The organism is Janthinobacterium sp. HH106 (genome assembly GCF_001758725.1).
Taxonomy (GTDB): domain Bacteria; phylum Pseudomonadota; class Gammaproteobacteria; order Burkholderiales; family Burkholderiaceae_D; genus Janthinobacterium.
On record NZ_LRIC01000051.1, the window covers coordinates 15,596 to 38,815 of the forward strand.

General features: G+C 62.9%; 19 protein-coding genes and 1 pseudogene. 10 read left to right on the plus strand and 10 right to left on the minus strand.

Going from position 1 to position 23,220, the window contains the following annotated elements:
* Nucleotides 1-8: 8 nt before the first annotated feature.
* Together JAB8_RS19640 and JAB8_RS19645 are read left to right on the plus strand one after the other, a co-directional pair.
* Nucleotides 9-1,238, plus strand: coding sequence for a phospholipase D-like domain-containing protein (locus JAB8_RS19640; RefSeq protein WP_070291088.1), 1,230 nt, complete (start codon nucleotides 9-11; stop codon nucleotides 1,236-1,238).
* Nucleotides 1,239-1,246: 8 nt separating this feature from the next.
* Nucleotides 1,247-2,317: a S1/P1 nuclease gene (locus tag JAB8_RS19645; RefSeq protein WP_070291199.1), complete on the plus strand. Its 1,071-nt coding sequence runs from the start codon at nucleotides 1,247-1,249 to the stop codon at nucleotides 2,315-2,317.
* Between the two features lie 35 nt (nucleotides 2,318-2,352).
* On the opposite strand, the gene JAB8_RS19650 is transcribed toward JAB8_RS19645, so the two are convergent.
* The gene (locus JAB8_RS19650) at nucleotides 2,353-3,117 is read right to left on the minus strand and encodes a DeoR/GlpR family DNA-binding transcription regulator (RefSeq protein WP_070291089.1); all 765 of its coding nucleotides are present in this window, start codon (nucleotides 3,115-3,117) and stop codon (nucleotides 2,353-2,355) included.
* A 95-nt stretch (nucleotides 3,118-3,212) separates the two neighbouring features.
* Here JAB8_RS19650 and JAB8_RS29965 point away from each other — a divergent pair.
* Nucleotides 3,213-3,797: pseudogene (locus tag JAB8_RS29965) on the plus strand (NUDIX domain-containing protein); the annotation flags it as partial.
* Nucleotides 3,798-4,310: 513 nt separating this feature from the next.
* Here the strand turns inward: JAB8_RS29965 and JAB8_RS19660 are convergent.
* From JAB8_RS19660 to JAB8_RS19690, 7 genes are all read right to left on the minus strand, one after another.
* Nucleotides 4,311-5,282, minus strand: a complete 972-nt coding sequence (locus JAB8_RS19660; protein ID WP_034754516.1) for an ABC transporter permease — start codon at nucleotides 5,280-5,282, stop codon at nucleotides 4,311-4,313.
* Between the two features lie 4 nt (nucleotides 5,283-5,286).
* Nucleotides 5,287-6,366 (minus strand): ABC transporter permease, encoded by a 1,080-nt coding sequence (locus tag JAB8_RS19665; RefSeq protein ID WP_070219324.1) that lies wholly within the window; start codon nucleotides 6,364-6,366, stop codon nucleotides 5,287-5,289.
* Complete coding sequence (locus JAB8_RS19670; protein ID WP_070291090.1) at nucleotides 6,363-7,892, minus strand: ABC transporter ATP-binding protein; 1,530 nt, start codon at nucleotides 7,890-7,892, stop codon at nucleotides 6,363-6,365. Before JAB8_RS19670 ends, JAB8_RS19665 begins: the two co-directional genes overlap by 4 nt.
* A gap of 81 nt (nucleotides 7,893-7,973) precedes the next feature.
* Nucleotides 7,974-8,969 carry a BMP family ABC transporter substrate-binding protein gene (locus tag JAB8_RS19675; protein WP_070219322.1) on the minus strand — a complete coding sequence of 332 codons (996 nt, stop codon included), beginning with the start codon at nucleotides 8,967-8,969 and terminating at the stop codon, nucleotides 7,974-7,976.
* A 493-nt stretch (nucleotides 8,970-9,462) separates the two neighbouring features.
* Nucleotides 9,463-10,365 (minus strand): LysR family transcriptional regulator, encoded by a 903-nt coding sequence (locus JAB8_RS19680; protein ID WP_070219321.1) that lies wholly within the window; start codon nucleotides 10,363-10,365, stop codon nucleotides 9,463-9,465.
* A gap of 85 nt (nucleotides 10,366-10,450) precedes the next feature.
* Nucleotides 10,451-11,371: a pseudouridine-5'-phosphate glycosidase gene (locus JAB8_RS19685; protein WP_070219354.1), complete on the minus strand. Its 921-nt coding sequence runs from the start codon at nucleotides 11,369-11,371 to the stop codon at nucleotides 10,451-10,453.
* Between the two features lie 12 nt (nucleotides 11,372-11,383).
* Entirely contained in the window at nucleotides 11,384-12,541 is a 1,158-nt protein-coding gene (locus JAB8_RS19690; protein WP_070291091.1) for a carbohydrate kinase, read from the minus strand.
* Between the two features lie 356 nt (nucleotides 12,542-12,897).
* On the opposite strand from JAB8_RS19690, the gene xapA reads away from it, so the two are divergent.
* The 7 genes from xapA to JAB8_RS19725 all read left to right on the plus strand — a co-directional run bounded on the left by xapA (nucleotide 12,898) and on the right by JAB8_RS19725 (nucleotide 21,573).
* On the plus strand, nucleotides 12,898-13,737 hold the full coding sequence (gene xapA / locus JAB8_RS19695) for a xanthosine phosphorylase (RefSeq protein WP_070291092.1): 840 nt from the start codon (nucleotides 12,898-12,900) through the stop codon (nucleotides 13,735-13,737).
* A gap of 117 nt (nucleotides 13,738-13,854) precedes the next feature.
* Entirely contained in the window at nucleotides 13,855-15,048 is a 1,194-nt protein-coding gene (locus JAB8_RS19700; protein ID WP_070219353.1) for a phosphopentomutase, read from the plus strand.
* A complete protein-coding gene (deoC, locus tag JAB8_RS19705) occupies nucleotides 15,045-16,004 on the plus strand; it encodes a deoxyribose-phosphate aldolase (RefSeq protein WP_070219318.1) in 960 nt (319 codons plus the stop codon). The genes JAB8_RS19700 and deoC overlap by 4 nt, the downstream gene beginning before the upstream one ends.
* A gap of 42 nt (nucleotides 16,005-16,046) precedes the next feature.
* On the plus strand, nucleotides 16,047-18,398 hold the full coding sequence (locus tag JAB8_RS19710) for an aldehyde dehydrogenase family protein (protein WP_070291093.1): 2,352 nt from the start codon (nucleotides 16,047-16,049) through the stop codon (nucleotides 18,396-18,398).
* A gap of 116 nt (nucleotides 18,399-18,514) precedes the next feature.
* Nucleotides 18,515-19,837, plus strand: a complete 1,323-nt coding sequence (deoA, locus tag JAB8_RS19715) for a thymidine phosphorylase (protein WP_070219316.1) — start codon at nucleotides 18,515-18,517, stop codon at nucleotides 19,835-19,837.
* Nucleotides 19,838-19,943: 106 nt separating this feature from the next.
* Nucleotides 19,944-20,351, plus strand: coding sequence for a cytidine deaminase (locus JAB8_RS19720; RefSeq protein ID WP_035824999.1), 408 nt, complete (start codon nucleotides 19,944-19,946; stop codon nucleotides 20,349-20,351).
* A gap of 4 nt (nucleotides 20,352-20,355) precedes the next feature.
* Entirely contained in the window at nucleotides 20,356-21,573 is a 1,218-nt protein-coding gene (locus JAB8_RS19725) for a nucleoside deaminase (RefSeq protein WP_175445222.1), read from the plus strand.
* Nucleotide 21,574: 1 nt separating this feature from the next.
* Here the strand turns inward: JAB8_RS19725 and JAB8_RS19730 are convergent, their stop codons facing one another.
* Nucleotides 21,575-22,738: a dipeptidase gene (locus tag JAB8_RS19730; protein ID WP_139143102.1), complete on the minus strand. Its 1,164-nt coding sequence runs from the start codon at nucleotides 22,736-22,738 to the stop codon at nucleotides 21,575-21,577.
* 11 nt (nucleotides 22,739-22,749) lie between these two features.
* Nucleotides 22,750-23,172: a VOC family protein gene (locus JAB8_RS19735; protein WP_070291096.1), complete on the minus strand. Its 423-nt coding sequence runs from the start codon at nucleotides 23,170-23,172 to the stop codon at nucleotides 22,750-22,752.
* Nucleotides 23,173-23,220 lie beyond the last annotated feature (48 nt).

Below are 23,220 nucleotides of genomic sequence, written 5' to 3' on the forward strand. Positions count from 1 at the left end.
GAATAACCATGCGTCATTTATCTGTTTCCCTGCTCGTCACTACCCTGTTCGCGGGCACGGCCCACGCCGATTTCACGATACCCGGCTTTGAGCTGGTGCACACCTCGCCCGTGGAAACGAGCTTGACCAATCCCGACCTGCGCGAACCCGTCGCCGTGTGGCGCGAGCTGTTCGATTCGGCCAAGAAAGAGATCGTCATCGCCCAGTTCTATGCCGTCAGCAAACCGGGCACGGCCTTTGAAAAGGTGCTGGCCAGTTTGACGGCCGCCGGCCAGCGCGGCGTGAAGATCCGCTTCCTGCTGGACCAGAAGGGCGTGGGCCTGTCGGAAGCGGCGACCATCGCCCGCATCAAGGCGATTCCCAACCTGGACTTGCGCCTCATCGATTTCAATAAAATCACGGGCAACGGCATCGTGCACGCGAAATACCTGGCCGTCGATGGTGAAGTCGCGTACATCGGCAGCCAGAACTTCGACTGGCGCTCGTTCGAGCACATCCATGAAACGGGCTTGAAGATCACGGAACCCGCCATGGTGGGCCAGGTGCAGGCGATTTTTGAACAGGATTGGCAAGCCCAGGCGCTGACGTCGCAAGGCAGCCGCGCCACGGTGCTCAACAGCAAGGTCGTGCCGGCCAATTACGCGCAAAACGCTTTCCTGCTGGCCAGCCCGAACGCCTACAACCCGGCCGGCGTGGGCGACTCGGAAACGGGCTTGCCCGCCCTGCTGGCGGAAGCGAAAAACGAAGTGCGCATCCAGTTGCTCGACTATGCGCCGCTGTCGTATGGCCCGAACCGCACGCGGCCGTACTACGCCGTGATCGACAACGCCGTGCGCGCCGCCGCCCAGCGTGGCGTCAAAATCAAGCTGATGGTGTCCGCCTGGAATACGGAAGCGCCGGCCATCGCCTACCTGAAAAGCCTGGCCCTGGTGCCGAACGTGGAAATCCGCATCGTGACGATTCCCACGGCCTCGACGGGTTTCATCCCGTTTGCGCGCGTGATCCACAGCAAGACCATGAGCATCGATGGCAAGCTGGCCTGGGTCGGCACGAGCAACTGGGCGGGCGGCTATTTCGATTTGTCGCGCAACCTGGAAGTGGTGCTGCGTAACGATGCCATGGCGCAGCGCATTGCCGCGCTGCATGAGCAGACGTGGAGCTCGGCGTATGCGCAACCGATCGACATCAACAAGCAGTATCCGAAGCCGGCCAAGGCCGCGCCGCAAGGCAAGGAATAATGGTGAACATGAAAAAATTACTCTGCGTGCTGGCGCTGGGTGCCGCTTTCGCTTCCGGCAATGTGCTGGCCTGGGGCAATGACGGCCACCGCGCCGTGGGTGCCATCGCCGATCAATTGCTCAAGGGCAGCGTGGCCCAGGCGCAGGTGGCCAGGTTGCTGTTGCCCGGCGAAAGCCTTGAAAAGATCGCCAACTGGCCCGACTGCGTGAAGGGCACGTATTGCGGCCCGCAATCGCCGGAGATGTTGAGCTATGTGGCGGCGAATCCCAAGCATGGCGAATATCACTACACGAACGTGCCTTTTCAACATGCGCATTACCACGACCATGGCGTGGGCACGGCCGATGACGATATCGTGCAGACGCTCAAGCGGGCGATCCTGGTGTTGCAGGGCAAGGCCGATGCGGCCAGCAATCCGCACGGTTTCAGCCAGCGCGAAGCGCTGATCCTGATCACGCACCTGGTGGGCGATATCCACCAGCCGCTACATGTAGGCAATGCATTTCTCGGCAAGGATGGCCAGTTCTTCGTGCCCGCCACGCAGGCGCAGATCGACGACGTCGCCATCTTCAATGCGCGCGGCGGCAACGACTTGCTGCTCGACGATGCGAAGATGACGGCCCTGTCGGACGCCGTGATTCCCGCGCCGCTGCCGGCGGAAGCGGGCGATACCAAGCCTGCCAGCAGCTATCCGAAGTCGCCCACCAGGCCCCTGCATTCCTACTGGGATACGACCGTCGTCGATTACGCCATGCGCCGCCTGAGCACGCGCACGCCGCAGCAGTTCGCCCGTACCGTGATCGCCAGCCAGCCACAAGTGAGCGCCAACAGCGGCGACCCCGCCACCTGGCCGTATCAGTGGGCCGATGCCGCGCTGGCGGCGTCCAAGATTGCTTTCACGGACGTGGCGGCGGGACCGGCCACGCAGCAGACCAGCCGCAAGGGCGATGTCTATAATGTGTGGAGCTTGACGGTGCCGGACAATTACCCGGTGCCCAGCTCGGCGCTGGCGAAGCAGCAGCTGACCGAGGCGGGCTATCGCCTCGCTGCCGTGCTGCAGGCGATTTGGCCGCAGTAAGGTGTCATCCGAAAGCGGCCTGCGGGCCGCTTTTTTCATGCCACGGTGATGCCGATGCCCATCTCGCGGAAGGGCGCGACCAGGGCGTCTTCCACGTCGCGGTGCACGATGATATCGTTGACCTGGCTCATGGGTGCGATTTGAAACGGCGAGGCCGTGTTGAACTTTTCCGACGAGGCAAGCACGACGGTGCGGTTTGACGCCTCGCTCAGTGCGCGTTTCACGCACGCTTCCTCGTAATCACCGGTGGTGATGCCCGCTTGCGGATGCAGACTGGATACACCCATGAAATACAGGTCGGCGCGGATGCGACCGATGGCTTCCACGGTGGCCGCGCCGACGCCCACGATCGAGTGTTTGTACAGGCGTCCGCCCAGCATCAGCACCTCGATGAAAGGGTGATGCACCAGCTCGACGGCAACCGAGGGGCTGTGCGTGACGACGGTGGCGCGCAAATCGCGCGGCAGCTGGCGCGCCAGCTGCACGGCGGTCGTGCCGCCATCGAGAAACACCACTTGCCCCGTTTGTATCATGGCGCCTGCCGCGCGTCCGATGGCGGGCTTGGCTTCGGGCGAAATCTGTTCGCGGGCCGCAAACGGCGCCAGCGCGGGCGAACTTGGCAGCAAGGGGAGGGCGCCGCCGTGCACGCGTTCCAATAGCCCTTCTTTCGCCAATTCGCGCAGGTCGCGCCGTATCGTGTCTTCCGACAAGCCCAGACTATCGCTGACGGCCTTGGCGACGATCTGCCCTTCGCGCTGGAGCATGTCCAGCAGGTATTGTTTGCGTTGATGTGTCAGCATGGTTTTTCTTGAGTGTTCTTGTATTTTCTTGATATTGCACGAGTTTGCATGATAAAGTCGGCGAAGGCAAGCACATGTAAACACAAGGAGACACTATGCGCGAAGAAAATAGCAAGCAGGAACGGGTCCGCATCCAGCAGGTGCAGACCCTGTCGCATGACTGGTATCTGCTGCAAAAGACCACGTTCGACTATCTGCGCCACGATGGCGAATGGCAGACGCAGACGCGGGAAACTTATGACCGTGGCGACGGAGCCACCATCCTGCTCTACAACAAGGCCAAACGCACGGTGATCCTGATCCGCCAGTTCCGCTTTCCTACCTACCGCGAAGGCCACGATGGTTTTCTCATCGAGTCGGCCGCCGGCTTGCTGGAAGAAGCCAGCGCCGAGCAGCGCATCCGCGCGGAGGTGGAAGAGGAAACCGGTTACCGGGTGGGGCAGGTGCACAAGGTGTTCCAAGCCTTCATGAGCCCCGGTTCCGTGACGGAACGCCTGCATTTCTTTGTCGCCGAATACGACCCCGCCAGCCGCATCGGCGACGGCGGCGGCCTGGCGCACGAGGGCGAAGACATCGAGGTGCTGGAGTTGCCGCTGGCGCAAGCGCTGCGGATGGTGGCGGACGGGCGCATCTGCGACGGCAAGACCATCATGCTGCTGCAGCATGCGCAGCTGCATTTGATGCCAGGCAAACAGGGGCAGCAGATTCTCGTAGCCGGCCCTTACCGTTCGGGCACGGGCGACGACCCGGCCCTGATGGCGGCGAATGTGGCAGCCATGGAAGCCGTCTGCCTGCCCCTGTATGAAAAGGGCCACATGCCCGTGCTCGGTGAATGGCTGGCCTTGCCCATGCTGGCGCTGGCCGGTTCCACCCGGGTGGGTGACGCCGTGTACGAGGAACTGTTCCACGCGCATGCGACGCGTTTATTGAGCCACTGCGATGCCGTGCTGCGTATCGGCGGTGCGTCTGGCGGAGCGGACCAGATGGTGGCCGTGGCGCAGGATCTCGGTTTACCCGTGTATTTCTCGCTGGACGAGATTACCCAGGCGTAAAAAAAGCGAAGCCCAAAGGCTTCGCTTTTTGTCATTTTAGGGAGCGCCTGAAAAATGCCCAGGGCTAGGCGTCTTGCCGAAGGCAGTACGAATGTACGACGAGGCAAGGCAACGACGCCATGGGTATTTTCTCAGGTGCTCTTAACGCGATTTTACAAAGGGGATGCCGATGGCCTTCGGCGCGATGGATTTCGCCATCAAGCCCGCCAGCACGATCACGGTGACGACGTACGGCACCATCTGGATCAGCGAGCCGGGGATGCGGCCCACGACGGGCAAGTCCACGCCTTCAATTTGAATCTGGATGGCGGCGAAGAAGCCGAACATCAGGCAGCCGAGGAAGGTGTAGACGGGGCGCCAGTTGCCGAACACCATGGCCGTCAGGGCCAGATAGCCGGCGCCGGCCGACATGTCGCGCAGGAAGAAGCCGCTTTGCACGATGGCCAGATACGCGCCCGAGAACGAGCACAGGATGCCCGCCACCAGCATGGCCAGGTAGCGCGTCGCTTCCACGCTCACGCCGGCCGAGTCGGCCGCATGCGGGTTTTCGCCGCAGGCGCGCAGGCGCAGGCCGAAGCGCGTGTGGTACAGCAGCCAGTGCACGAGCGGGATCAAGAGGAAGGCCACGTAGACGAGGATGGAATGGCCGCCGATCAGATGGGCATACACCCAGCCGATGAAGGGAATATGCTCCACGTACTGCGTGCCCGGCAAGACGACGTCGAACAGTCGCGCCGAACCGAGGTCGGGCGTGCGCCCGCCCTGCTGGAAGAAAAATTGTGCCAGCACGAAGGTCAGGCCGCTCATGGCGATGTTGATCGCCATGCCGGCCACCAGCTGGTTGCCCTTTTGCGTGATGCTGACGTACGCCTGCAGCAGGGCCAGGGCGACGCAGACGAGCATGCCTGCAGCCATGCCGTAATACGGGTTTTGCGTCGTGTAGGCGACGGCGGCGGAAGCGAAGGCGCTGGCCAGGATCTTGCCTTCCAGGCCGATGTCGATCATGCCGCTGCGTTCGGCGAACAGGCCGGCCATGGCGGCAAAGATCAGGACGGGCGCATTGCGCACGGTCGATACCAGGATGCTGGCGAATTGAAAGTCGTCGAGTGTCATGGTGTTAGCCTTTGGTGCGCTTGAGCAGGGCGGAAATGGCCGGTGCGTAGAAGTTTTCCATGGCGCCGCAGAACAGGATGATCAAGCCCTGGATGAAAATGAAAGTTTCCGTCGGGATATTCGGTTTTTCCAGCGACAGGTCGAAACCACCCTGGATCAGCGCGCCGAACAGCACGGCGGACAAAAAGATGCCGACCGGATGCTGGCGGCCCATCAGGGCGATGGCGATGCCGATGAAACCGGCGCCGCCCACAAAATTGAGCGACAGGTAATGGGTCGAACCCATGATGGAATTGACGGAACCGAGGCCCGCCAGCGCGCCCGAGATCAGCATGACGACGATGATCATCTTGCTGATCGACACGCCCGCATAGTGGGCCGCGTGCTTGTTGAGGCCCGTGGCGCGCAGCTTGAAGCCCCACGACGAACGCCAGACCATCACGCCGTAGATCACCAGCGCGGCGATCGCCAGGATAAAGCTGATGTTCAGCGGCGTGTCGCCCAGCGACGGGAACCAGGTGGAGAGGCGCGGCATTTCGCCGCTTTCCGCAAACACGCGGCTGGCCGTGTTCTGCTCCCCCGGCGGAATCAGGTACTTTACGATAATAAAATTCATCAGGCTGGCGGCGATGAAGTTGAACATGATGGTGGTCACCACGATGTGGCTGCCGCGCTTCGCTTGCAGATAGCCGGGCAAAAAGCCCCACAAGGCGCCGAACAGGGCCGCGCCGATCATGGCGGCAGGAATCAGGAGCCAGGCGGGCAGGGTCTGGTCGAAGGCCAGCATGGCCACCGTCAAGCCCAGGCCGCCGATATACATCTGGCCTTCGGAACCGATATTGAACAGGCCGGCCTGCATCGCCACGGAAACCGAAAGGCCCGTGAAAATGAAGGTGCTGGCGTAGAACAGGGTGTAGCTCAAGCCTTCCGGATTGAGGATGGCGCTGTGGACGAGGATCGACAGCGATTCGGCGGGGTCTTCGCCCAGCATATAAATCACCAGGGCTGCGACCAGCAAGGCCGACAGCAGGTTTAACATGGGCATGACAAAGGCTGTCGCCCAGCGTGGCAAGTCGTTATTCATGATTTATGCATTCCCCCCATCAACAGACCGATGCGGGTGGTATCGAATTCTTCAATTTTCAGTTCGCCGGTGATGCGTCCGCCGCACATGACGAGAATGCGGTCGGCCAGCGCCCGCACTTCTTCCAGTTCGACTGACACCAGCAGGATCGCCACGCCCGCGTCGCGCAGGGCCAGCAATTGCGTATGGATGCTTTCGATGGTGCCGATGTCGACGCCGCGCGTGGGTTGCCCCACCAGCATCAGTTTCGGCTTGGCCAGCACTTCGCGTGCGATCACCACCTTTTGCTGGTTACCGCCGGACAGCAAGCCGATGCGCAGGTCCGGATTGGCCGGGCGCACGTCGAAAGTTTTGAGCAGTTCGGCGCAGCGGGCGCCGATGGCCTTGAAGTTGAACAGGCCCCAGCGGTTCTTCAGGTGGTCCTGGTAACCGAGGATGGTGTTCTGCATGACGGAGAAATTCTTCACCACGCCATCGCGCAAGCGGTCTTCCGGAATGTGGGCGATGCCCAGCTCGCGGAAGGCCAGCGGCAAGCCGTCGGCATCGTGGCGCTTGGCAAACGGCAAGTCCTTGTCGAGAAAACGCAGCTTGCCGGACGTCGGCAGGCGCATGCCCGACAGAATTTCCAGCAGCTCGCTCTGGCCATTGCCGGAAACGCCCGCGATGGCGACGATTTCGCCGGCGCGCAAGTTGAAACCTATATCGGCCAGCAATTTGACTTGCTGCTCGTCGGCCAGTTGCAGATCAGCCACTTCCAGCACCGTGGCGCCCGGATTGTACGGTGCGCGGGGCAGGTGGCTCTGGATGGGGCGGCCCACCATCATGTTGGCCAGTTCCTCTTTCGAGGTGCCGGCCGTTGCCACGGCGCCCACCACCGTGCCGCCGCGCATGACGGTGACGTTGTCGGTGATTTCCAGGATCTCTTGCAGCTTGTGCGTGATCAGGATGATGGTCTTGCCTTGGTCCTTGAACAGGCGCAGGATTTCAAACAGCGAGGCCGTTTCCTGGGCCGTCAGCACGGCCGTCGGCTCGTCGAGGATCAGAATATTGGCGCTGCGGTAAATCTGCTTGAGGATTTCCACGCGCTGCTGCGCGCCGACGGACAAGTCTTCGATCTTCGCCAGCGGGTCGACGTCGAGGCGGTAGCGCGCGCAAATCTCGCGCAGTTTCGCTTCCGCTTCCGTGCGGTGGCTGGCCAGGCGAAAACCGCCTTCCGTGCCCAGCATGATATTGTCGAGGACGGTGAAGTTCTCGACCAGCATGAAGTGCTGGTGCACCATGCCGATGCCGAGGTTGATCGCTTCCTGGCTGTTGCGGATAGGCTGTACTTTCCCGTCGAGCAGGATTTCTCCGCCGTCGGCACGGTAGTACCCGTACAGGATGCTCATCAAGGTCGATTTGCCGGCGCCATTCTCTCCCACCAGGCCGTGGATACTGCCCTTGGCGATGGAGAAGCTGACGTCGGCGTTCGCCTTCACATGTCCAAACTGCTTGGAAATGCTGCGAAATTCTACTGCTGGCTGCATAGGTTCATAACTGGATAGTTTCATGGAAACGCGCCGCGCGGAGACAGGCCCCGGCGGCGCGCTAAAAGATACGGAGAAAAATTAAACCGGGCAGCTGCTGCCGACGCGGTAATCGATCACTTTGATCTTGCCATCGATAATGTCCTTACGCGCACCCAACACGCGTTTTTCGATTTCCGGCGTAATCAGCTTGCGGTTGTTCTCATCGAGGGCCCAATCCACGCCGCCCTCTTTCAAGCCTTTATAGCTGACGCCGCCCTTCCAGGTGCCGTTCTTGACTTGCATGAAGCTGTCGTAGACCGTGTTGTCGACGCGCTTGACCATCGAGGTCAGGATGCTGCCTGGATACAAATGGTTCTGGTTCGAATCGACGCCGATCGCCAGCTTGCCTTTTTCCTTGGCCATTTGCAGGGTGCCCATGCCGCTGCCGCCGGCGACGGCGAAGACGACATCGACGCCGCGCTCGAATTGCGAGCGGGCCAGTTCGCCGCCCTTGGCCGGGTCATTCCAGGCGCCGGACGTGGTGCCGACCATGTTTTGCGTGATTTCCGTCTTCGGATTGACTGCCTTGACGCCTTGCGCGTAGCCGCAGGCGAAGTTGCGGATCAGGGGAATATCGATGCCGCCGATGAAGCCGACCTTCTTGCTTTTGCTGGCCATGGCTGCAGCCACACCGACCAGGTAGGAGCCTTCTTCTTCCTTGAAGACGACGGAGTTGACGTTGCTGCCGGCGGCCTGGCCGTCGATCAGCACGAATTTTACGTTCGGAAATTCCTTGGCGACCTTTTGCACGGCTTGCGTTTGCGCAAAGCCGATGGCGGCGATCATGTCGAGTTTCTTGCGGGCCAAGCCACGCATGACTTGTTCAGCCTGCGTATCGCTCGATGCCTGCACTTCGATGAAGGAAATGCCCGTGTCTTTTTTGAAGCGCGATGCGCCTTCGAAAGCGGATTGGTTGAACGACTTGTCGAACTTGCCGCCCGCGTCATACACGACACCCAGTTTTGGGGTAGCCGCGGACGCTTGAGCAGTCAGAAATACGGCTGCGATCGTCAAACTAAATTGTGTAAGTTTCATGAATTGGCTCCTGGAAGATCGATATTGTATATTTTTTATAGGTGAAACATATAATTTGGGGCCGATTTAGCCTGTTTTTGATGCACGAGGTGATAATTCCTTATCAACATTGCACTGTATCGCACAAGATCATTGCTGACCTCGCGTGCTTTCATGTCGACAGTGTGATGCTCATGCAACAGTCGCGCCCCGTCTCTTTTATAAGTACAACATCGAATGGGGCTGCCGGAGCGGGCTGGGATGCGCCGTCAGTGGACGGGCAGGGCAGGCACGGAACCGGCGCCGCGATGGGCGTCCGAATCACTATGCATCATGCCAGATATGTATGACAAATACGTTTTTGTTTAGCTATTTATATGATAGCCATATAAATTGAAATGCAAACCCAAAACGAAGGGCTGGGGTCGGACGGGGACGCCGAGTCCCTGAGGGTCCGACCCCGGTCTTGCTGCTTTTCGGGTTGCCGTTGCTTGCTGACGCTTGAGGCTTTGCCTCAATTAGCTGGGGGATTGATGATATTCAGGAAAGCCCGCACGACGGGGGCGTCGTCGAGCGTCGTGTAGCTGATGTACAAGTTCGCCGACGGCGGATTGGTCTTGATTGGCAGGAAGACGACGCCGGGCCAGCCGATACGGCTCGTCGTTTCCGGCACCAGGGTCACGCCCAGGCCCGCGCCCACCATGGCCAGCAGGGTTTGCGGTTCGCTCGCTTCCTGGAAAATCACGGGCTCGAAACCGGCATTGATACAGCATTGCACCAGGTAGCGGGGAAACGCGGATTTGTCGAGGTTGAGGGTCAGCATCGGCTCGTGGGCGATGTCGATCAGCTCGATGGCCGTGTTTTTTGCCAGCGGATGGTGTTCATTGACGGCCACGCAGACGTTTTCGCGGAAGCACAGTTCCTGGCGCAGATTATCGTGGCGCAAGTCGTCGTCGTTGAGTTTGGGTTCGCGCCAGAAACCCACGTCGATCTGTTTGGCGCGCAAGGCTTCGTATTGCACCGTGGGACCGAATTCATGGATGGTCCAGGTGACGCGGGGAAATTTGGTCTGGAATTCTTCCAGCAGGCTGGGGATGGGGCCCCACATGGCCGAGCCGACGATGCCCACGCGCAAGCGGCCCACTTCGCCGCGGTCGATCTGGCGGATGGTATCGATGGTCATGCGCATCTTGGCCAGCAGCTCGGCCGCCTCGTTCATCAACGCCTTGCCCGCCACGGTCAGCTCGAAGGTGCGCGTGGTGCGCGCAAACAGGCGCACGCCCAGTTCGCTTTCCAGTTTCATGATCTGCTGGCTCAGGGGCGGCTGCGAGATATGCAGGCGCTCGGCCGCGCGGCTGAAGCTTTTCTCCTCGGCAACGGCAAGAAAATACTTTAACTGTTTCAGATCGATGGACATGCTTTCCTTGGCGTTGCGTGGTGCCTGGCGATGGAACGGCGCGCGGACCGGTAACGGCGCGCGCGCTTTCTTTACAGCGGTCCTATTATCGTGCCACGACCGCCTGCATGGCAATGGCCAGCGCGGTGCCGACTTGGGCATTGTGTTTGACCAGGGCGATATTCGTCGCCAGGCTGCGGCCATCCGTCAGCTGCTTGATGCGCGACAACAGGAATGGCGTGACTTGCTTGCCCTTCACGCCGCCCGCGTCCGCTTCCTGCAAGGCTTGCGTGGTGATCGCATCGATCTCTTCCTTGGGCATCGCTTGCGCGGCCGGCACGGGGTTGCTGACGATCACGCCGCCTTTCAAGCCCAGCTGCCACTTGGTGCCGATGAAGGCAGCCTGCTCGGCGGCCGTGTCGAGGCGGAAATCAGCCTTGAAGCCGCTTTCGCGCGTAAAGAAGGCGGGGAAGCCTTCCTGGCCCACGCTGATGACGGGCACGCCGTGGGTTTCCAGGTATTCCAGGGTCAGGCCGATGTCGAGGATGGATTTGACGCCCGCGCAGACGACGGCCACGGACGTGTGCGCCAATTCCTGCAAGTCGGCGGAAATGTCGAAGCTCGTTTCCGCGCCGCGGTGCACGCCGCCGATGCCGCCCGTGACGAACACGGCAATGCCGGCCAGTTCCGCGCAGATCATGGTGGCGGCCACGGTGGTGGCGCCCAGTTTTCCCTGCGACAGGACGAACGGCAGGTCGCGGCGGCTGACCTTCATGGCGTCGGGCGAGGTGCCCAGCAATTCCAGCTGCTCCGGCGACAGGCCCACACAGATCTTGCCGCCGATGATGGCGATGGTGGCCGGCACGGCGCCGCCGTCACGGATGATCTGCTCCACTTCGCGCGCCATTTCCACGTTTTGCGGATACGGCATGCCGTGCGAAATGATGGTCGATTCCAGCGCCACGATGGCCTTGCCGGCGGCGCGCGCATCGAGCACTTCTTGCGAGAACGAGAGGAAATTATTCAGTTGCGTCATGTGTCAATCCTGTTGAAAGAGGGTAGGGGGAGGCGGCGCCAGGTCGGCGTCGTCGATGTCGTCGAGGGCGCCGGCCGAAATCCGGGGCGAGACGGTGGCAGCCGATTCCAGGGTCATGGCCGCCAGCTTCAGGCCGCGCCGGCAAGCCAGTTTCAAGTCGCTGATGTCGTGGTACAGCGACCAGCAGACGGCGGCGGAAAACGCGTCGCCTGCGCCCGTCACGTCGACGGCGTCCACTTCGCGCGCGGCCAGGTGCACGATGGGCGCGTCCAGGCTGTCGCCGTCCGTGAAATACACGCCTTCGCCGCCGCAGGTGACGATCACCTGGCGCGCCCCCTGGCGCTGTACTTCGCGGCAGGCGGCGCGCATCTCGAACGCCGTCGGCAAGGCGCGCGCCACGCGCGTTTCCAGCTCGCCCCGGTTCAGGATCAGCAGGTGCAAGCCCGTCAGGTCTAGCGGCAGGTGCGCCATCTTCGGCTGCGAGACGGCGACGATGACCAGCGGCGTCGCGCGGGCAGCATCCTGGCGCGCATCAGCCAGCAGCGCCTGCACGCTGTCGTGGCCCAGGTTCAGGTCGCAGACGGTGAGGGCGGCGGCGGCGCGCTGCGGCTGGCGGCTGTGCAAAAAGGCCGGTGTCAGCTGTTCGTACAGCTGCATGTTGGCCATCGCCAGCAGCATTTCGCCATGTTCGTCGAGCACGGCCGTGTAAGTGCCGCTGCTGGTGTTGCTTAAATGCAGGCTGCCGCGCATGTCGATGCCCGCGTCTTCCGCGTGCGTCTGCAGCGCATGGCCGGCCGCGTCGTCGCCCAGCGCCGTCAGCAGGGCGACGGGAATCGACAATCGGGCCAGGTTTTCCGCGATGTTGCGGCCCACGCCGCCAAACACTTCTTCCGAGCGCACGGGATTCGAGGTGCCCATCTGCAGTGTCGCCAGCGTGCGCATCTTGCGGTCGAGGTTGGCGGCGCCTATGCACAGCACGGGACGGCTGTCGGGCAGCACGTAGGCGCGTCCCAGCAGGCGTCGCTCGCGGATGAGTCCGGCGATGTGGCCGGCGACGGCCGAGCGCGACAAGCCCAGCTCGCTCGCCAGGTCTTGCTGCGAGATGAAGGGGTTGTTGCGGATCAGCGCATATAGCTGGTCTTTTTTATTGGTATCGGTCACAAGGTTTCACTGAAAGGATAAACATTTGTCCGAAACTTTAAACATTTGTCTGATTGGTGTCAAGCTCGCATAAAAAACCTTCGTATGGAGCTTGTATGCATGCATTTCCCGGGCATGGCGGGCCTGGGCTAGCCTCGACTATAATATCGGCCATTTATATTTGAATTGTATAAATGGGCAAGAAAAATGGTATTTGCCATACATATTCCGTTTGATGCATAGTGGCGGCAAATAGTGGCAATACGCATTTCGATATACCAGTAACACCTACATAACCGATACCTGGGCGGAAGTTCTTCACCGGGCACGGCCGCGCAGGCAGCAACCCATCATCATTAGTCAATCAGAGGATAACCATGTCGAACAACACCCCTTTCCACGCCGCCGAAATCATCCGTGCCCGCGCCCCAGAAAATTTCAAGCCGCGCGTGGCGATGATCCTCGGCTCCGGCCTGGGCGTGTTGGCCGAGCAAATGACGGACGCCGTCAGCATCAGCTTTGACGAATTGCCGGGTTTCCCGATCAGCACCGTGCACGGCCATGCCGGCGAACTGGTGGTCGGCACCTTGTCGGGCGTCGCCGTCGTCTGCATGAAGGGCCGTGGCCATTTCTATGAAGGCTATGGCATGGGCGTGATGACGAGCGCCATCCGCACCTTGAAACTGCTGGGCTGCGAAATGCTGTTCGTTACCAACGCCGCCGGTTCCCTGCGCCCTGAAGTGGACGCCGGCAGTCTGGTCGCCATCAGCGACCATATCAACCTGTTGCCAGGCACGCCGATGGTCGGCCCGAACGACGACCGCTTCGGCCCGCGCTTCTTCAGCATGGCCAACGCCTACGATGCGGACCTGCGCAAGCTGGTCAAGGACACGGCAGCCGCCAGCGGCATCACCCTGCATGAAGGCGTGTTCGTCGCCTACCCTGGCCCGAACTTCGAGACGGCCGCCGAAATCCGCATGATGGCGCGCCTGGGCGCCGACACGGTCGGCATGTCCGTGGTGCCGGAAGTGGTCTCGGCCCGCCATTGCGACCTGAAAGTGGTGGGCGTGTCCGTCATCACCAACCTGGCCGAAGGCATGTCGCCATTCGCCCTGTCGCACGAACAAACCCTGAAATACGCGGCCATCGGCGCGAAAGACCTGGTCAAGCTGATTCTGGCCTTCCTGGCGACCGTATCGGCTACGCCGCAAGCCTAAGCACTTTTTACGCAGCAGCGGCGCGCCGGCCACCGGCGCTGCCGCGCGGCAGGCCGGGAAAATCCGGCCTACACTGACCGCATCATCTTTGCATCACTCCATAAAGCGAGCCTTATCATGTCACGCGCATTTATCCTCCTGCTTGATTCCTTCGGCCTTGGCGCGACGCCAGACGCCGCCAAGTATGGCGACGCAGGTGCCAATACCTTTGGCCACATTGCCAGCACTGTCGCCAAAAGCGGCAAGACCTTGAAACTCCCGAACATGGAACGCCTGGGACTGGGCGCCGCGGCGCACCTGGCCAGCGGCGAATGGGCCACGGGCTTCGACCAGCGCGACGGCTTCACCGGCGCCTACGGCGCGGCGCGCGAGCGCTCCACCGGCAAGGACACGCAGAGCGGCCACTGGGAAATCGCCGGCGTGCCCGTCGAATTCGACTGGGGATATTTTCCCCGCACCACGCCGTCGTTTCCGGCCGACCTGACCGACAAACTGAAAGCCCTGTCCGGCGTGCCCGGCTTCCTCGGCGACTGCCATGCCTCGGGCACGGACATCATCAACAAGCATGGCGACGAGCACGTCGCCACCGGCAAGCTGATTATCTACACCTCGGGCGACTCGGTGATGCAGATCGCCGCGCACGAAGAATCGTTCGGCCTCGAGCGCCTGTACGAAGTGTGCGAAATGGCCTTCAAGCTGGTCGAGCCGTACAACATCGGCCGCGTCATCGCCCGTCCGTTCACGGGCAGCAACGGCAACTACACGCGCACGTCCAACCGCCACGACTATGCGGTGGCGCCGCCAAGCAAGACCCTGCTCGACCACGTCAAGGATGCGGGCGGCGAAGTCGTCGGCCTGGGCAAGATCAGCGACATTTTCGCCACCCAGGGTATTTCCAGAGTCGTGAAGGGTGTCGACAACATGGCGCTGTTCGAAGCGCTGTTGAAGACGGCCGATGAAGTGCAGGACAAGTCGCTCACTTTTGTCAACTTCGTCGATTTCGACCAGGCATTCGGCCACCGCCGCAACGTCGAAGGCTATGCCGACGCGCTGCGCGAAATGGATGCGCGCCTGCCGGAATTCATGGCCAAGCTGAAGGAAGGCGACCTGGTCGTGATCACCGCCGACCATGGCTGCGACCCCACCTGGCACGGCTCCGACCACACCCGCGAACACATTCCGATGATCTTCTTCGGCCCCGGCGTCGCCCCGCGTGCGCTGGGTATTTCCGAGACCTTCTCCGATATTGGCCAAACCCTCGCCAAGCACCTTGGCGTACCACCACTTGCTAATGGAACCAGCTTGTTATGACACTCATGCACCCCGAATTCAAGCGTAACGAGGCCGTCGGCCTCGACCTGGGCTGGATCAACCAGATCCGCGTCAACCGCGCCGCGACGGACCGCCGCGCGGCCAGCCTGGCGAACCGCCGTACCGTGAAAAAGGAATACCAGGCCGCCTGGCTGGTGAAAGCCATCCAGATGATCGACCTGACCACCCTGGGCGGCGACGATACGCCGGGCCGAGTGGAGCGCCTGTGCATGAAGGCCATGCGCCCGTTGCGCGCCGACCTGATGGACGCGCTGGGCCTGACGCAGCTGAGCACCGGCGCCGTGTGCGTGTACCACGAGATGATTCAACCGGCCGTGAAAGTCATCCAGGGCCGCTTGCCCATCGCCGCCGTGTCGACCGCCTTTCCGGCCGGCCTGACGAACATGGAAACGAAGCTGCGCGAGATCGAACTGTCGGTCGCCGCGGGCGCTTCGGAAATCGATATCGTCATCACGCGCCAGCATGTCCTGAACGGCAACTGGCAAGTGCTGTATGACGAAATGCTGGCTTACCGCAAGGCGTGCGGCGAAGCGCACGTGAAGGCGATTCTCGCCACGGGCGACTTGCTGACCATGGAAAACGTGGCCAAGGCGTCGTGGGTGTGCATGATGGCGGGCGCCGATTTCATCAAGACGTCCACCGGCAAGGAAAGCGTCAACGCCACCATTCCCGTGGCCCTGACGATGGTGCGCACGGTGCGCGAATACTATGAACAGACGGGTTTCAAGGTGGGCTTCAAGCCGGCCGGCGGCGTCAGCTCGGCCAAGAGCGCGCTGCAATACCTGACCCTGATGAAGGAAGAGCTGGGCAACGAATGGCTGCAGCCGCACCTGTTCCGCATCGGCGCTTCCAGCCTGCTGACCGACATCGAGCGCCAGCTCGAGCACTACGTCACCGGCAGCTACTCGGCCAATCATCGTCACGCACAACCTTAAAGAACATTCGTCATGACTACAATTAACGAGATTCTCACTACTATGGACTACGGCCCTGCTCCCGAAAGTCAAAAAGAAGCGCAAGCATGGCTCGACGGCCATCAGCGCACATTCGGCCTGTTCATCGACAACGCCTGGAGCGAGCCGGCGGAACTGTTCGCCTCGACCAATCCGGCCGACGGCACGCAGCTGGCCGAACTGACGCAAGCCACCGATGCGGACGTGGAACGCGCCGTGGAAGCGGCGCGCCGCGCGCTGCCCGTATGGCAAGGCATGGGAGGCCATGGCCGCGCCAAGGTCATGTACGCGCTGGCCCGTCTGCTGCAAAGGCATTCGCGCCTGTTCGCCGTGCTGGAAACCCTGGACAACGGCAAGACCATCCGTGAAACGCGCGATATCGACCTGCCGCTGGCCGCGCGCCATTTCTACCATCACGCCGGCTGGGCGCAGCTGCAGTCGGAAGAATTCGCCGACTACCGCGCCGTGGGCGTGGTGGGCCAGATCGTGCCGTGGAATTTCCCCCTGCTGATGCTGTCGTGGAAAATCGCCCCGGCTCTGGCGGCCGGTAACACGGTCGTCTTCAAGCCGGCCGAATTCACGTCGCTGACCGCCATGCTGTTCGCCGAATTGTGCGTGCAGGCGGGCGTGCCGGCCGGCGTGGTCAACATCGTCACGGGCGACGGCAGAGTGGGCTCGGCCATCGTCAACCACCCCGGCGTCGACAAGATCGCGTTTACGGGTTCCACCGAAGTTGGCCGCTTGATCCGCGAAGCGACGGCCGGCAGCGGCAAGAAGCTGTCCCTCGAATTGGGCGGCAAGTCGCCGTTCATCGTCTTCGAAGACGCGGACCTGGACGGCGCCGTGGAAGGCCTGGTCGATTCGATCTGGTTCAACCAGGGACAAGTGTGCTGCGCCGGCTCGCGCCTGCTGGTACAGGAATCGGTCCAGGAGCGCTTCCTGAACAAGGTACGCGCCCGCATGGAAAACCTGCGCCTCGGCTCGCCCCTGGACAAATCGATGGACGTCGGCGCGCTGGTCGACCCCGTGCAGCGCCAGCGCATCGCCGCGCTCGTCGATTCGGCCCGCGCCGAAGGCTGCGACGTGTGGCAACCCGCGTGCGAACTGCCGGCTGACGGCTCGTGGTTCCCGCCGACCCTGATCACGGGCGCGTCGACGTCGGCGGCCGTGGCACAGGCTGAAATCTTCGGCCCCGTGCTGGTGGCCATGAGCTTCCGCACACCGCCCGAAGCGGTGCAGCTGGCGAACAACACGGTGTACGGCCTGGCCGCCAGCGTGTGGACCGAGTCGATCAGCCTGGCCCTCGATATCGCGCCCGCCATCAAGGCTGGCGTGGTGTGGATCAACAGCGCCAACCAGTTCGATGCGGCCTGCGGCTTCGGCGGCTACCGCGAATCGGGCTTCGGCCGCGAAGGCGGCCGCGAAGGCATGCTGGAATACATGACGGCCCTGGCCGAAGATGCGCGCCCGGCCTTGCCGGTGGTGGAAGCGAAAGCCAAGGCCAACGTGAAGCCGGCGGCAGCGGACCCCTTCGCCATCGACCGCACGGCCAAGATGTACATCGGCGGCAAGCAGGCGCGCCCTGACAGCGCCTACAGCGCGCCCGTGTTCGGCGCGAATGGCGCCTTGCTGGCCGAAGTGGGCGTGGGCAGCCGCAAGGACATCCGCAACGCCGTCGAAGCGGCCCATAAAGCGTCCGGCTGGACCAGCGCCACGGCGCACAACCGCGCGCAAGTGCTGTACTACATCGCCGAAAATCTGGCAGCGCGCGCCGACGAATTCGCCGCCCGCATCGCCGCCATGACGGGCAGTAAAAACCCGGAGAAGGAAGTGCAGGCATCGATCGAACGCCTGTTCCACTACGCCGCCTGGGCCGACAAGTACGACGGCCTGGCGCACCAGCCGCCGACCAAGGGCATCACCGTGGCGTTGAACGAAGCGGTCGGCGTGATCGGCATCGTCTGCCCGAATGAAGCGCCTTTGCTCGGCTTCATCTCGCTGGTGGCGCCGGCCATCGCGCTGGGCAACCGCGTGGTGGTGGTGCCGTCGGAAGCGCATACGCTGTCCGCGCTGGACCTGTACCAGGTGTTCGACACGTCCGACCTGCCGGGCGGCGTCGTCAACATCATCAGCGGCAACGCCGATGAACTGGCGCGCACCCTGGCCACGCACGCCGACATCGACGCCGTCTGGCGCCATGACGGCTCCGCCGACGGTTGCGCGGAAGTCGAGCGCCTGTCGGCCGGCACCCTGAAGCGCACCTGGGTCGGCGGCGCCAAGGGCCGCGACTGGTACAGCGCCGCCCAAAGCGGCGGCCGTGCCGTGCTGGCGCATGCGTCGCAAGTGAAAAACGTGTGGATACCTTACGGCGTTTAACTGACTGATCGTTGGAATTGCAAAGCTGGGGTCAGACCCGTCGGGGGGATACGCCATTGGGCGTATCCCGATCCCGCAGGGACTGACCCCAAACCTACTTTTATTGGAGTTATTCCATGTTTTTGACCCAGGAAATCATCCGCAAGAAGCGCGACAAGGGCGTCCTGAGCGCCGAGGAAATCCAGTTTTTCGTACGCGGCATCACTGACGGCAGCGTCAGCGAAGGGCAGATCGCGGCGCTCGGCATGGCCGTCTATTTCAACGACATGAACATGGACGAGCGCGTGGCGTTCACCCTGGCCATGCGCGATTCCGGCCAGGTGCTGGACTGGCGCTCGCTGAACCTGCCGGGCCCCATCGTCGACAAGCATTCGACGGGCGGCGTGGGCGACGTCGTGTCCCTGCTGCTGGGCCCCATGGTCGCCGCGTGCGGCGGTTACGTGCCGATGATCTCGGGCCGCGGCCTGGGCCACACGGGCGGCACCCTCGACAAGTTCGACGCCATTCCAGGCTATTGCACGGTGCCGGACAATGCACTGTTCCGCAAGGTAGTGCAGGAGATCGGCGTGGCCATCATCGGCCAGACGGCGCAGCTGGCGCCGGCCGACAAGCGCTTCTACAGCATCCGCGACGTCACCGCCACGGTGGAATCGGTGGCGATGATCACCGGCTCCATCCTGTCGAAGAAACTGTCGGCCGGGCTGGACGCGCTGGTGATGGACGTGAAAGTGGGCACGGGCGCCTTCATGCCCACCTACGACAAGTCGGTGGAACTGGCCGAGAGCATCGTCGCCGTGGGCAATGGCGCGGGCATGCAGACGTCGGCGATTCTGACGGACATGAACGAGTCGCTGGCGCCGTACGCCGGCAATGCGCTGGAAGTGCGCGGCGCCATGGATTACCTGACGGGCCGTTCGCGTCCCGCTCGCCTGCACGAAGTCACCCTGGCGCTGTGCGCCGAGATGCTGGTGCTGGGCGGCCTGGCCGCCACCGAAGAGGAAGCGCGCGTGAAATTGATCGCGGCCCTCGATTCGGGCAAAGCGGCAGAGCGCTTTGCGCGCATGGTGTCGGCCCTGGGCGGCCCGGCCGATCTGGTCGAGCATCCTGATAAACACCTGGAGCAGGCGCCGTTCGTCGTGCCGGCGCCAGCGCCGTCGGCCGGCTTTGCCAACGTGCGCGATTGCCGCGCCATCGGCCTGGCAGTCGTGGCATTGGGCGGTGGCCGCCGCCTTCCGAGCGACAGCATCGATTTCGCCGTCGGTCTGACGGACCTCGTGGGCCTGGGCGAGCAAGTGGCTGTCGGCCAGCCGCTGGCCATGGTGCACGCGCGCACGGAAGCGGCGGCGCAGCAAGCCGTCAGGGAAATCCAGCAAGCGTATGACATCAGCACGGTGGCGCTGGCCGGCAATCCGGTGATTTATCGTACCATTCGACCGTAGTTGAAAACTGGGGTCAGACCCCCGTTTGCGATGGCGCTGAGCTATGTGTCAGCGGTGTTGAGGGTCTGACCCCGGCCTTAATGATTTCAAAGGTATAACAGAAAAAATGAACAACCAAGAACTGATCGCCGAAGCCAACGCCGGCCGTGAACTGGCCTACGCGCCATACTCGCGTTTCAAGGTGGGCGCGGCGCTGCTGTGCAAGGATGGCCGCGTCTTCCGCGGCTGCAACGTGGAAAACGCCGCGTATGGGTTGTGCAACTGCGCCGAGCGCACGGCATTCTTCAGCGCCATCGCGCATGGCTGCAAACCGGGCGACTTCGCCAAACTGGCCGTCACGGGCGACACGGTCGAGCCGATTTCGCCATGCGGCGCCTGCCGCCAGGTGATCTTCGAGATGGGCGGCGCCGACCTGCCCGTGATCCTGACGAACCTGAAAAACGATGTCATGGAAGTGACGGCGGGCTGGCTGCTGCCGCACGGCTTCGGCAATTCCGACCTGGACATGAAGTAACAGGATCCGCTTGAACAAGACGATCGACATCCAGGCCGCCGTGGCGATAGCCGCGGCCGAAGCCATGGCGGCGAAGACGCAGGGTACCTTTGGCGTGGGCGGCGTGCTGCTCGACGGCACCGGCAACGTGCTGCAATCGATGCACAACAACGTCGTGCGCCAGGGGCTGGTGTTCGACCCCACCGCGCATGGCGAGCGCCAGCTGGTGGACTGGTATTTCGCCGAGCGGGCCAAGGGCGCGCTCTTGCCGCCGCCGGGTGAACTGACCATCGTCACTTCGCTCGACCCCTGCTGCATGTGCACGGGGGCGATCCTGGCGGCAGGCTTCAACGTGGTGGTGGCCGCGCCCGACGTCAAGGCGGGCATCAATTACGATGGCAGCGCCACGTTTACGGCCTTGCCGGCGCCGCTGCAGGCGCAGGCCGGCCGCAGTTTTTGCTATCCGGCCGTGCGCGGCGCCACCGAGTATGCGCGCCTGCCGTCCGGCGCCGCGCCCAAATCTTTTTTCATCGGCAAGAGCATCCATGAGGCGACGCAGGCACTGTGCTCGCTCGTGTTCGAAGCGACATCGGCGCAGGTGATGCAGCTGCTGAACGCCGGCGACGACGTGCCCCTGCGCGATCCCGCCGCCTTGCCGCCCGAGCATATCGTGGTGCGCGCCTTGCGCCGCCGCTATCCCGACGCCCTGACTTACCGCTGCGACCCGCACGCGCCCGATGCTGGGCTGGCGCCATTCCTGCAGGCGGCCATGGAGCAGGACGCGCGTGATGGCGGCCAGGGAGATGCGGCCGCCTTGCTCGATTCCTTCGGCAACCTGCTGCTATGCATGCCGGGTAAGTTGAGCCAGTCGGCCATCCGCACGCCGTTCATGGAATGCACGCGCCAGTACGCGCAGCTGCGTTTTGAATTGATGGCGAATGCGGCGCCGGCGCTGCAGGAGGAAATCAAAAGCTACCTGGGCCACCCCAAGCACGGCACCTTCGTGCTGGCCATCGGCCCGGACGACAGCGCCGCCAGTTTCATGACCCTGGGTGCCTACGGCTCCACCATGGAAGGGGCGCTGCCGGAGAATAATCCCGCGCAATTCCAGTACGTGCGCGCGGCCATGGCGCAAGACGCGCTGCTGGCGCTGTGCGAGTCGATGCCGCCGCTGTACCGCAAGTTGATACGCATCCGGCCGCGCCAGGTGGCGGACCAGGCCCTGGTTCAGGCGCTAGGCTAGTCTAGGCGTCATCGTCCGGCAGGTTCTTCAGCAGGAAGTCGCGCACGTTTTCGCCTGCCACGCGGCGGATCTGCGCTTCCGACAGGCCAGCATCCAGCAGCGCCTGCGTCAAGCGCGGCAAGCCGGCCGCGTCGATGGCCGTGGTGACGGCGCCGTCGAAGTCCGAACCATAGGCCACGTGTTCGGCGCCGATCAGCTTGACCGTGTACTTGATGGCGCGCGCGATCGAGGCCACGTCCTTGCCGCAGACGGCCGTATTCCAGAAGCCGATACCCACCAGGCCGCCCTGGGCGGCGATGCGTTTCAGCTGGGTGTCGCTCAGGTTGCGCCCGTTGGCGCAGGTGCCGCGCACGCCCGTGTGCGACACCATCACGGGGCGTTTCGCCAACGTCAGTACGTCGTCGATGGTGGCCGGCGAGGCGTGCGCCAGGTCGACGATCATCTTGCGCTGCTCCATGGCGCGCAGCCATTGCTTGCCCAGCGGCGTCAGGCCGCCTTTTTTCAGGCCGTGCTGGGAGCCGGACAGTTCCGTGTCGAAGAAATGCGTGGGCGCGGCCATGCGGTAGCCGGACTGGTACAGGGTGTCGAGATTGTCCAGCTTGCCTTCGAGCGCATGCGCGCCTTCCAGTGTCAGCCAGCCGGCCAGCAGGGCGGGGTCTTTTTCGCGCGCGGCGATGAAGCTGCGCAACTGGGCGCGGCTGCCGATGACGCGCACCTTGCCATGGCTTTTTGCCGCTTGCTGGCGCAGCTCGTCGGCCTGCCAGGTGGCGCGCGCCAGCAGGCTGTTCCACGTGGCGGGCGGCAGGCCTTGCGCCACCACCAGGGCCGTGATGTTGTCCGTGTCGCTGCCATTGCGCTCGATATTCATCTTGCGCGGCGTCTTGGTGACGACGGAAAAGGCTTGCAGCGCCACGTTGGCCCTCTGCAGGCGGGGAAAGTCGACGTGACCGCGCTGGCTGTCGCGGTTCAGGTCGCGTTGCCACAGCAGGCTGTCGGCGTGCAGGTCGGCGATCCACAGGCTCTGATGCAGGGCCACAGTGGCTGCCGACGGCGCCTTGCCGGACGGGGGATGAATGCGGTTGAGATGTTCGTCGACGAGGACGGGAGCGGACAGGAAACCGCCGATCAGCGCAAGGCTGGCGGCGGTGAGGGTAGCGACAATCATTGTTCTCCGTTTTACCATGGATCGTAGGTGCCCAGGCTCCAGATGTGGCCTTCCGGGTCGCGGCAGGTAAAGCCCCGTCCGCCGTAATCTTCATCCTTGATGTCGAGCACGATCTCGGCGCCTGCTTCGCGCGCGCTGCGGTAGACGGCGTCGGCGTCGTTGACGACCAGGTAGCAGTTTTGCGTGTTGGCGCCGCCGACGTCGCTTGGCAGTTTCATCAGGCGGCCGTAGTCGCTGTCGAGGGCGGGTGCCACCATGACCATGCCGTTGCCAAAGCTCAGTTGCGCATGGGCGACACCGCCTTCGCCATCGGGCACGATCAATTGCTTTTCAAAACCGAGTGCCTTGCACAGCCATTCGATGGCGGCGGGCGCGTCGCGGTAGCGCAGGCAGGGAATAGTCGTAGCTGCTGTAGCTTTTGCTGTCGTGGTCATCAGAAAACTCCTATGGCTGAGGGGGAGTAGCTTCGATCATGGATACTG

Coding starts and splice junctions, on each gene's coding strand:
- JAB8_RS19730 (WP_139143102.1), bottom strand. CDS start 22,738: ATGATTGTCGCTACCCTCACCGCCGCCAGCCTTGCGCTGATCGGCGGT.
- JAB8_RS19645 (WP_070291199.1), top strand. CDS start 1,247: ATGAAAAAATTACTCTGCGTGCTGGCGCTGGGTGCCGCTTTCGCTTCC.
- JAB8_RS19735 (WP_070291096.1), bottom strand. CDS start 23,172: ATGACCACGACAGCAAAAGCTACAGCAGCTACGACTATTCCCTGCCTG.
- JAB8_RS19710 (WP_070291093.1), top strand. CDS start 16,047: ATGGACTACGGCCCTGCTCCCGAAAGTCAAAAAGAAGCGCAAGCATGG.
- JAB8_RS19640 (WP_070291088.1), top strand. CDS start 9: ATGCGTCATTTATCTGTTTCCCTGCTCGTCACTACCCTGTTCGCGGGC.
- JAB8_RS19700 (WP_070219353.1), top strand. CDS start 13,855: ATGTCACGCGCATTTATCCTCCTGCTTGATTCCTTCGGCCTTGGCGCG.
- deoC (WP_070219318.1), top strand. CDS start 15,045: ATGACACTCATGCACCCCGAATTCAAGCGTAACGAGGCCGTCGGCCTC.
- deoA (WP_070219316.1), top strand. CDS start 18,515: ATGTTTTTGACCCAGGAAATCATCCGCAAGAAGCGCGACAAGGGCGTC.
- xapA (WP_070291092.1), top strand. CDS start 12,898: ATGTCGAACAACACCCCTTTCCACGCCGCCGAAATCATCCGTGCCCGC.
- JAB8_RS19680 (WP_070219321.1), bottom strand. CDS start 10,365: ATGTCCATCGATCTGAAACAGTTAAAGTATTTTCTTGCCGTTGCCGAG.
- JAB8_RS19650 (WP_070291089.1), bottom strand. CDS start 3,117: ATGCTGACACATCAACGCAAACAATACCTGCTGGACATGCTCCAGCGC.
- JAB8_RS19720 (WP_035824999.1), top strand. CDS start 19,944: ATGAACAACCAAGAACTGATCGCCGAAGCCAACGCCGGCCGTGAACTG.
- JAB8_RS19670 (WP_070291090.1), bottom strand. CDS start 7,892: ATGCAGCCAGCAGTAGAATTTCGCAGCATTTCCAAGCAGTTTGGACAT.
- JAB8_RS19675 (WP_070219322.1), bottom strand. CDS start 8,969: ATGAAACTTACACAATTTAGTTTGACGATCGCAGCCGTATTTCTGACT.
- JAB8_RS19660 (WP_034754516.1), bottom strand. CDS start 5,282: ATGACACTCGACGACTTTCAATTCGCCAGCATCCTGGTATCGACCGTG.
- JAB8_RS19665 (WP_070219324.1), bottom strand. CDS start 6,366: ATGAATAACGACTTGCCACGCTGGGCGACAGCCTTTGTCATGCCCATG.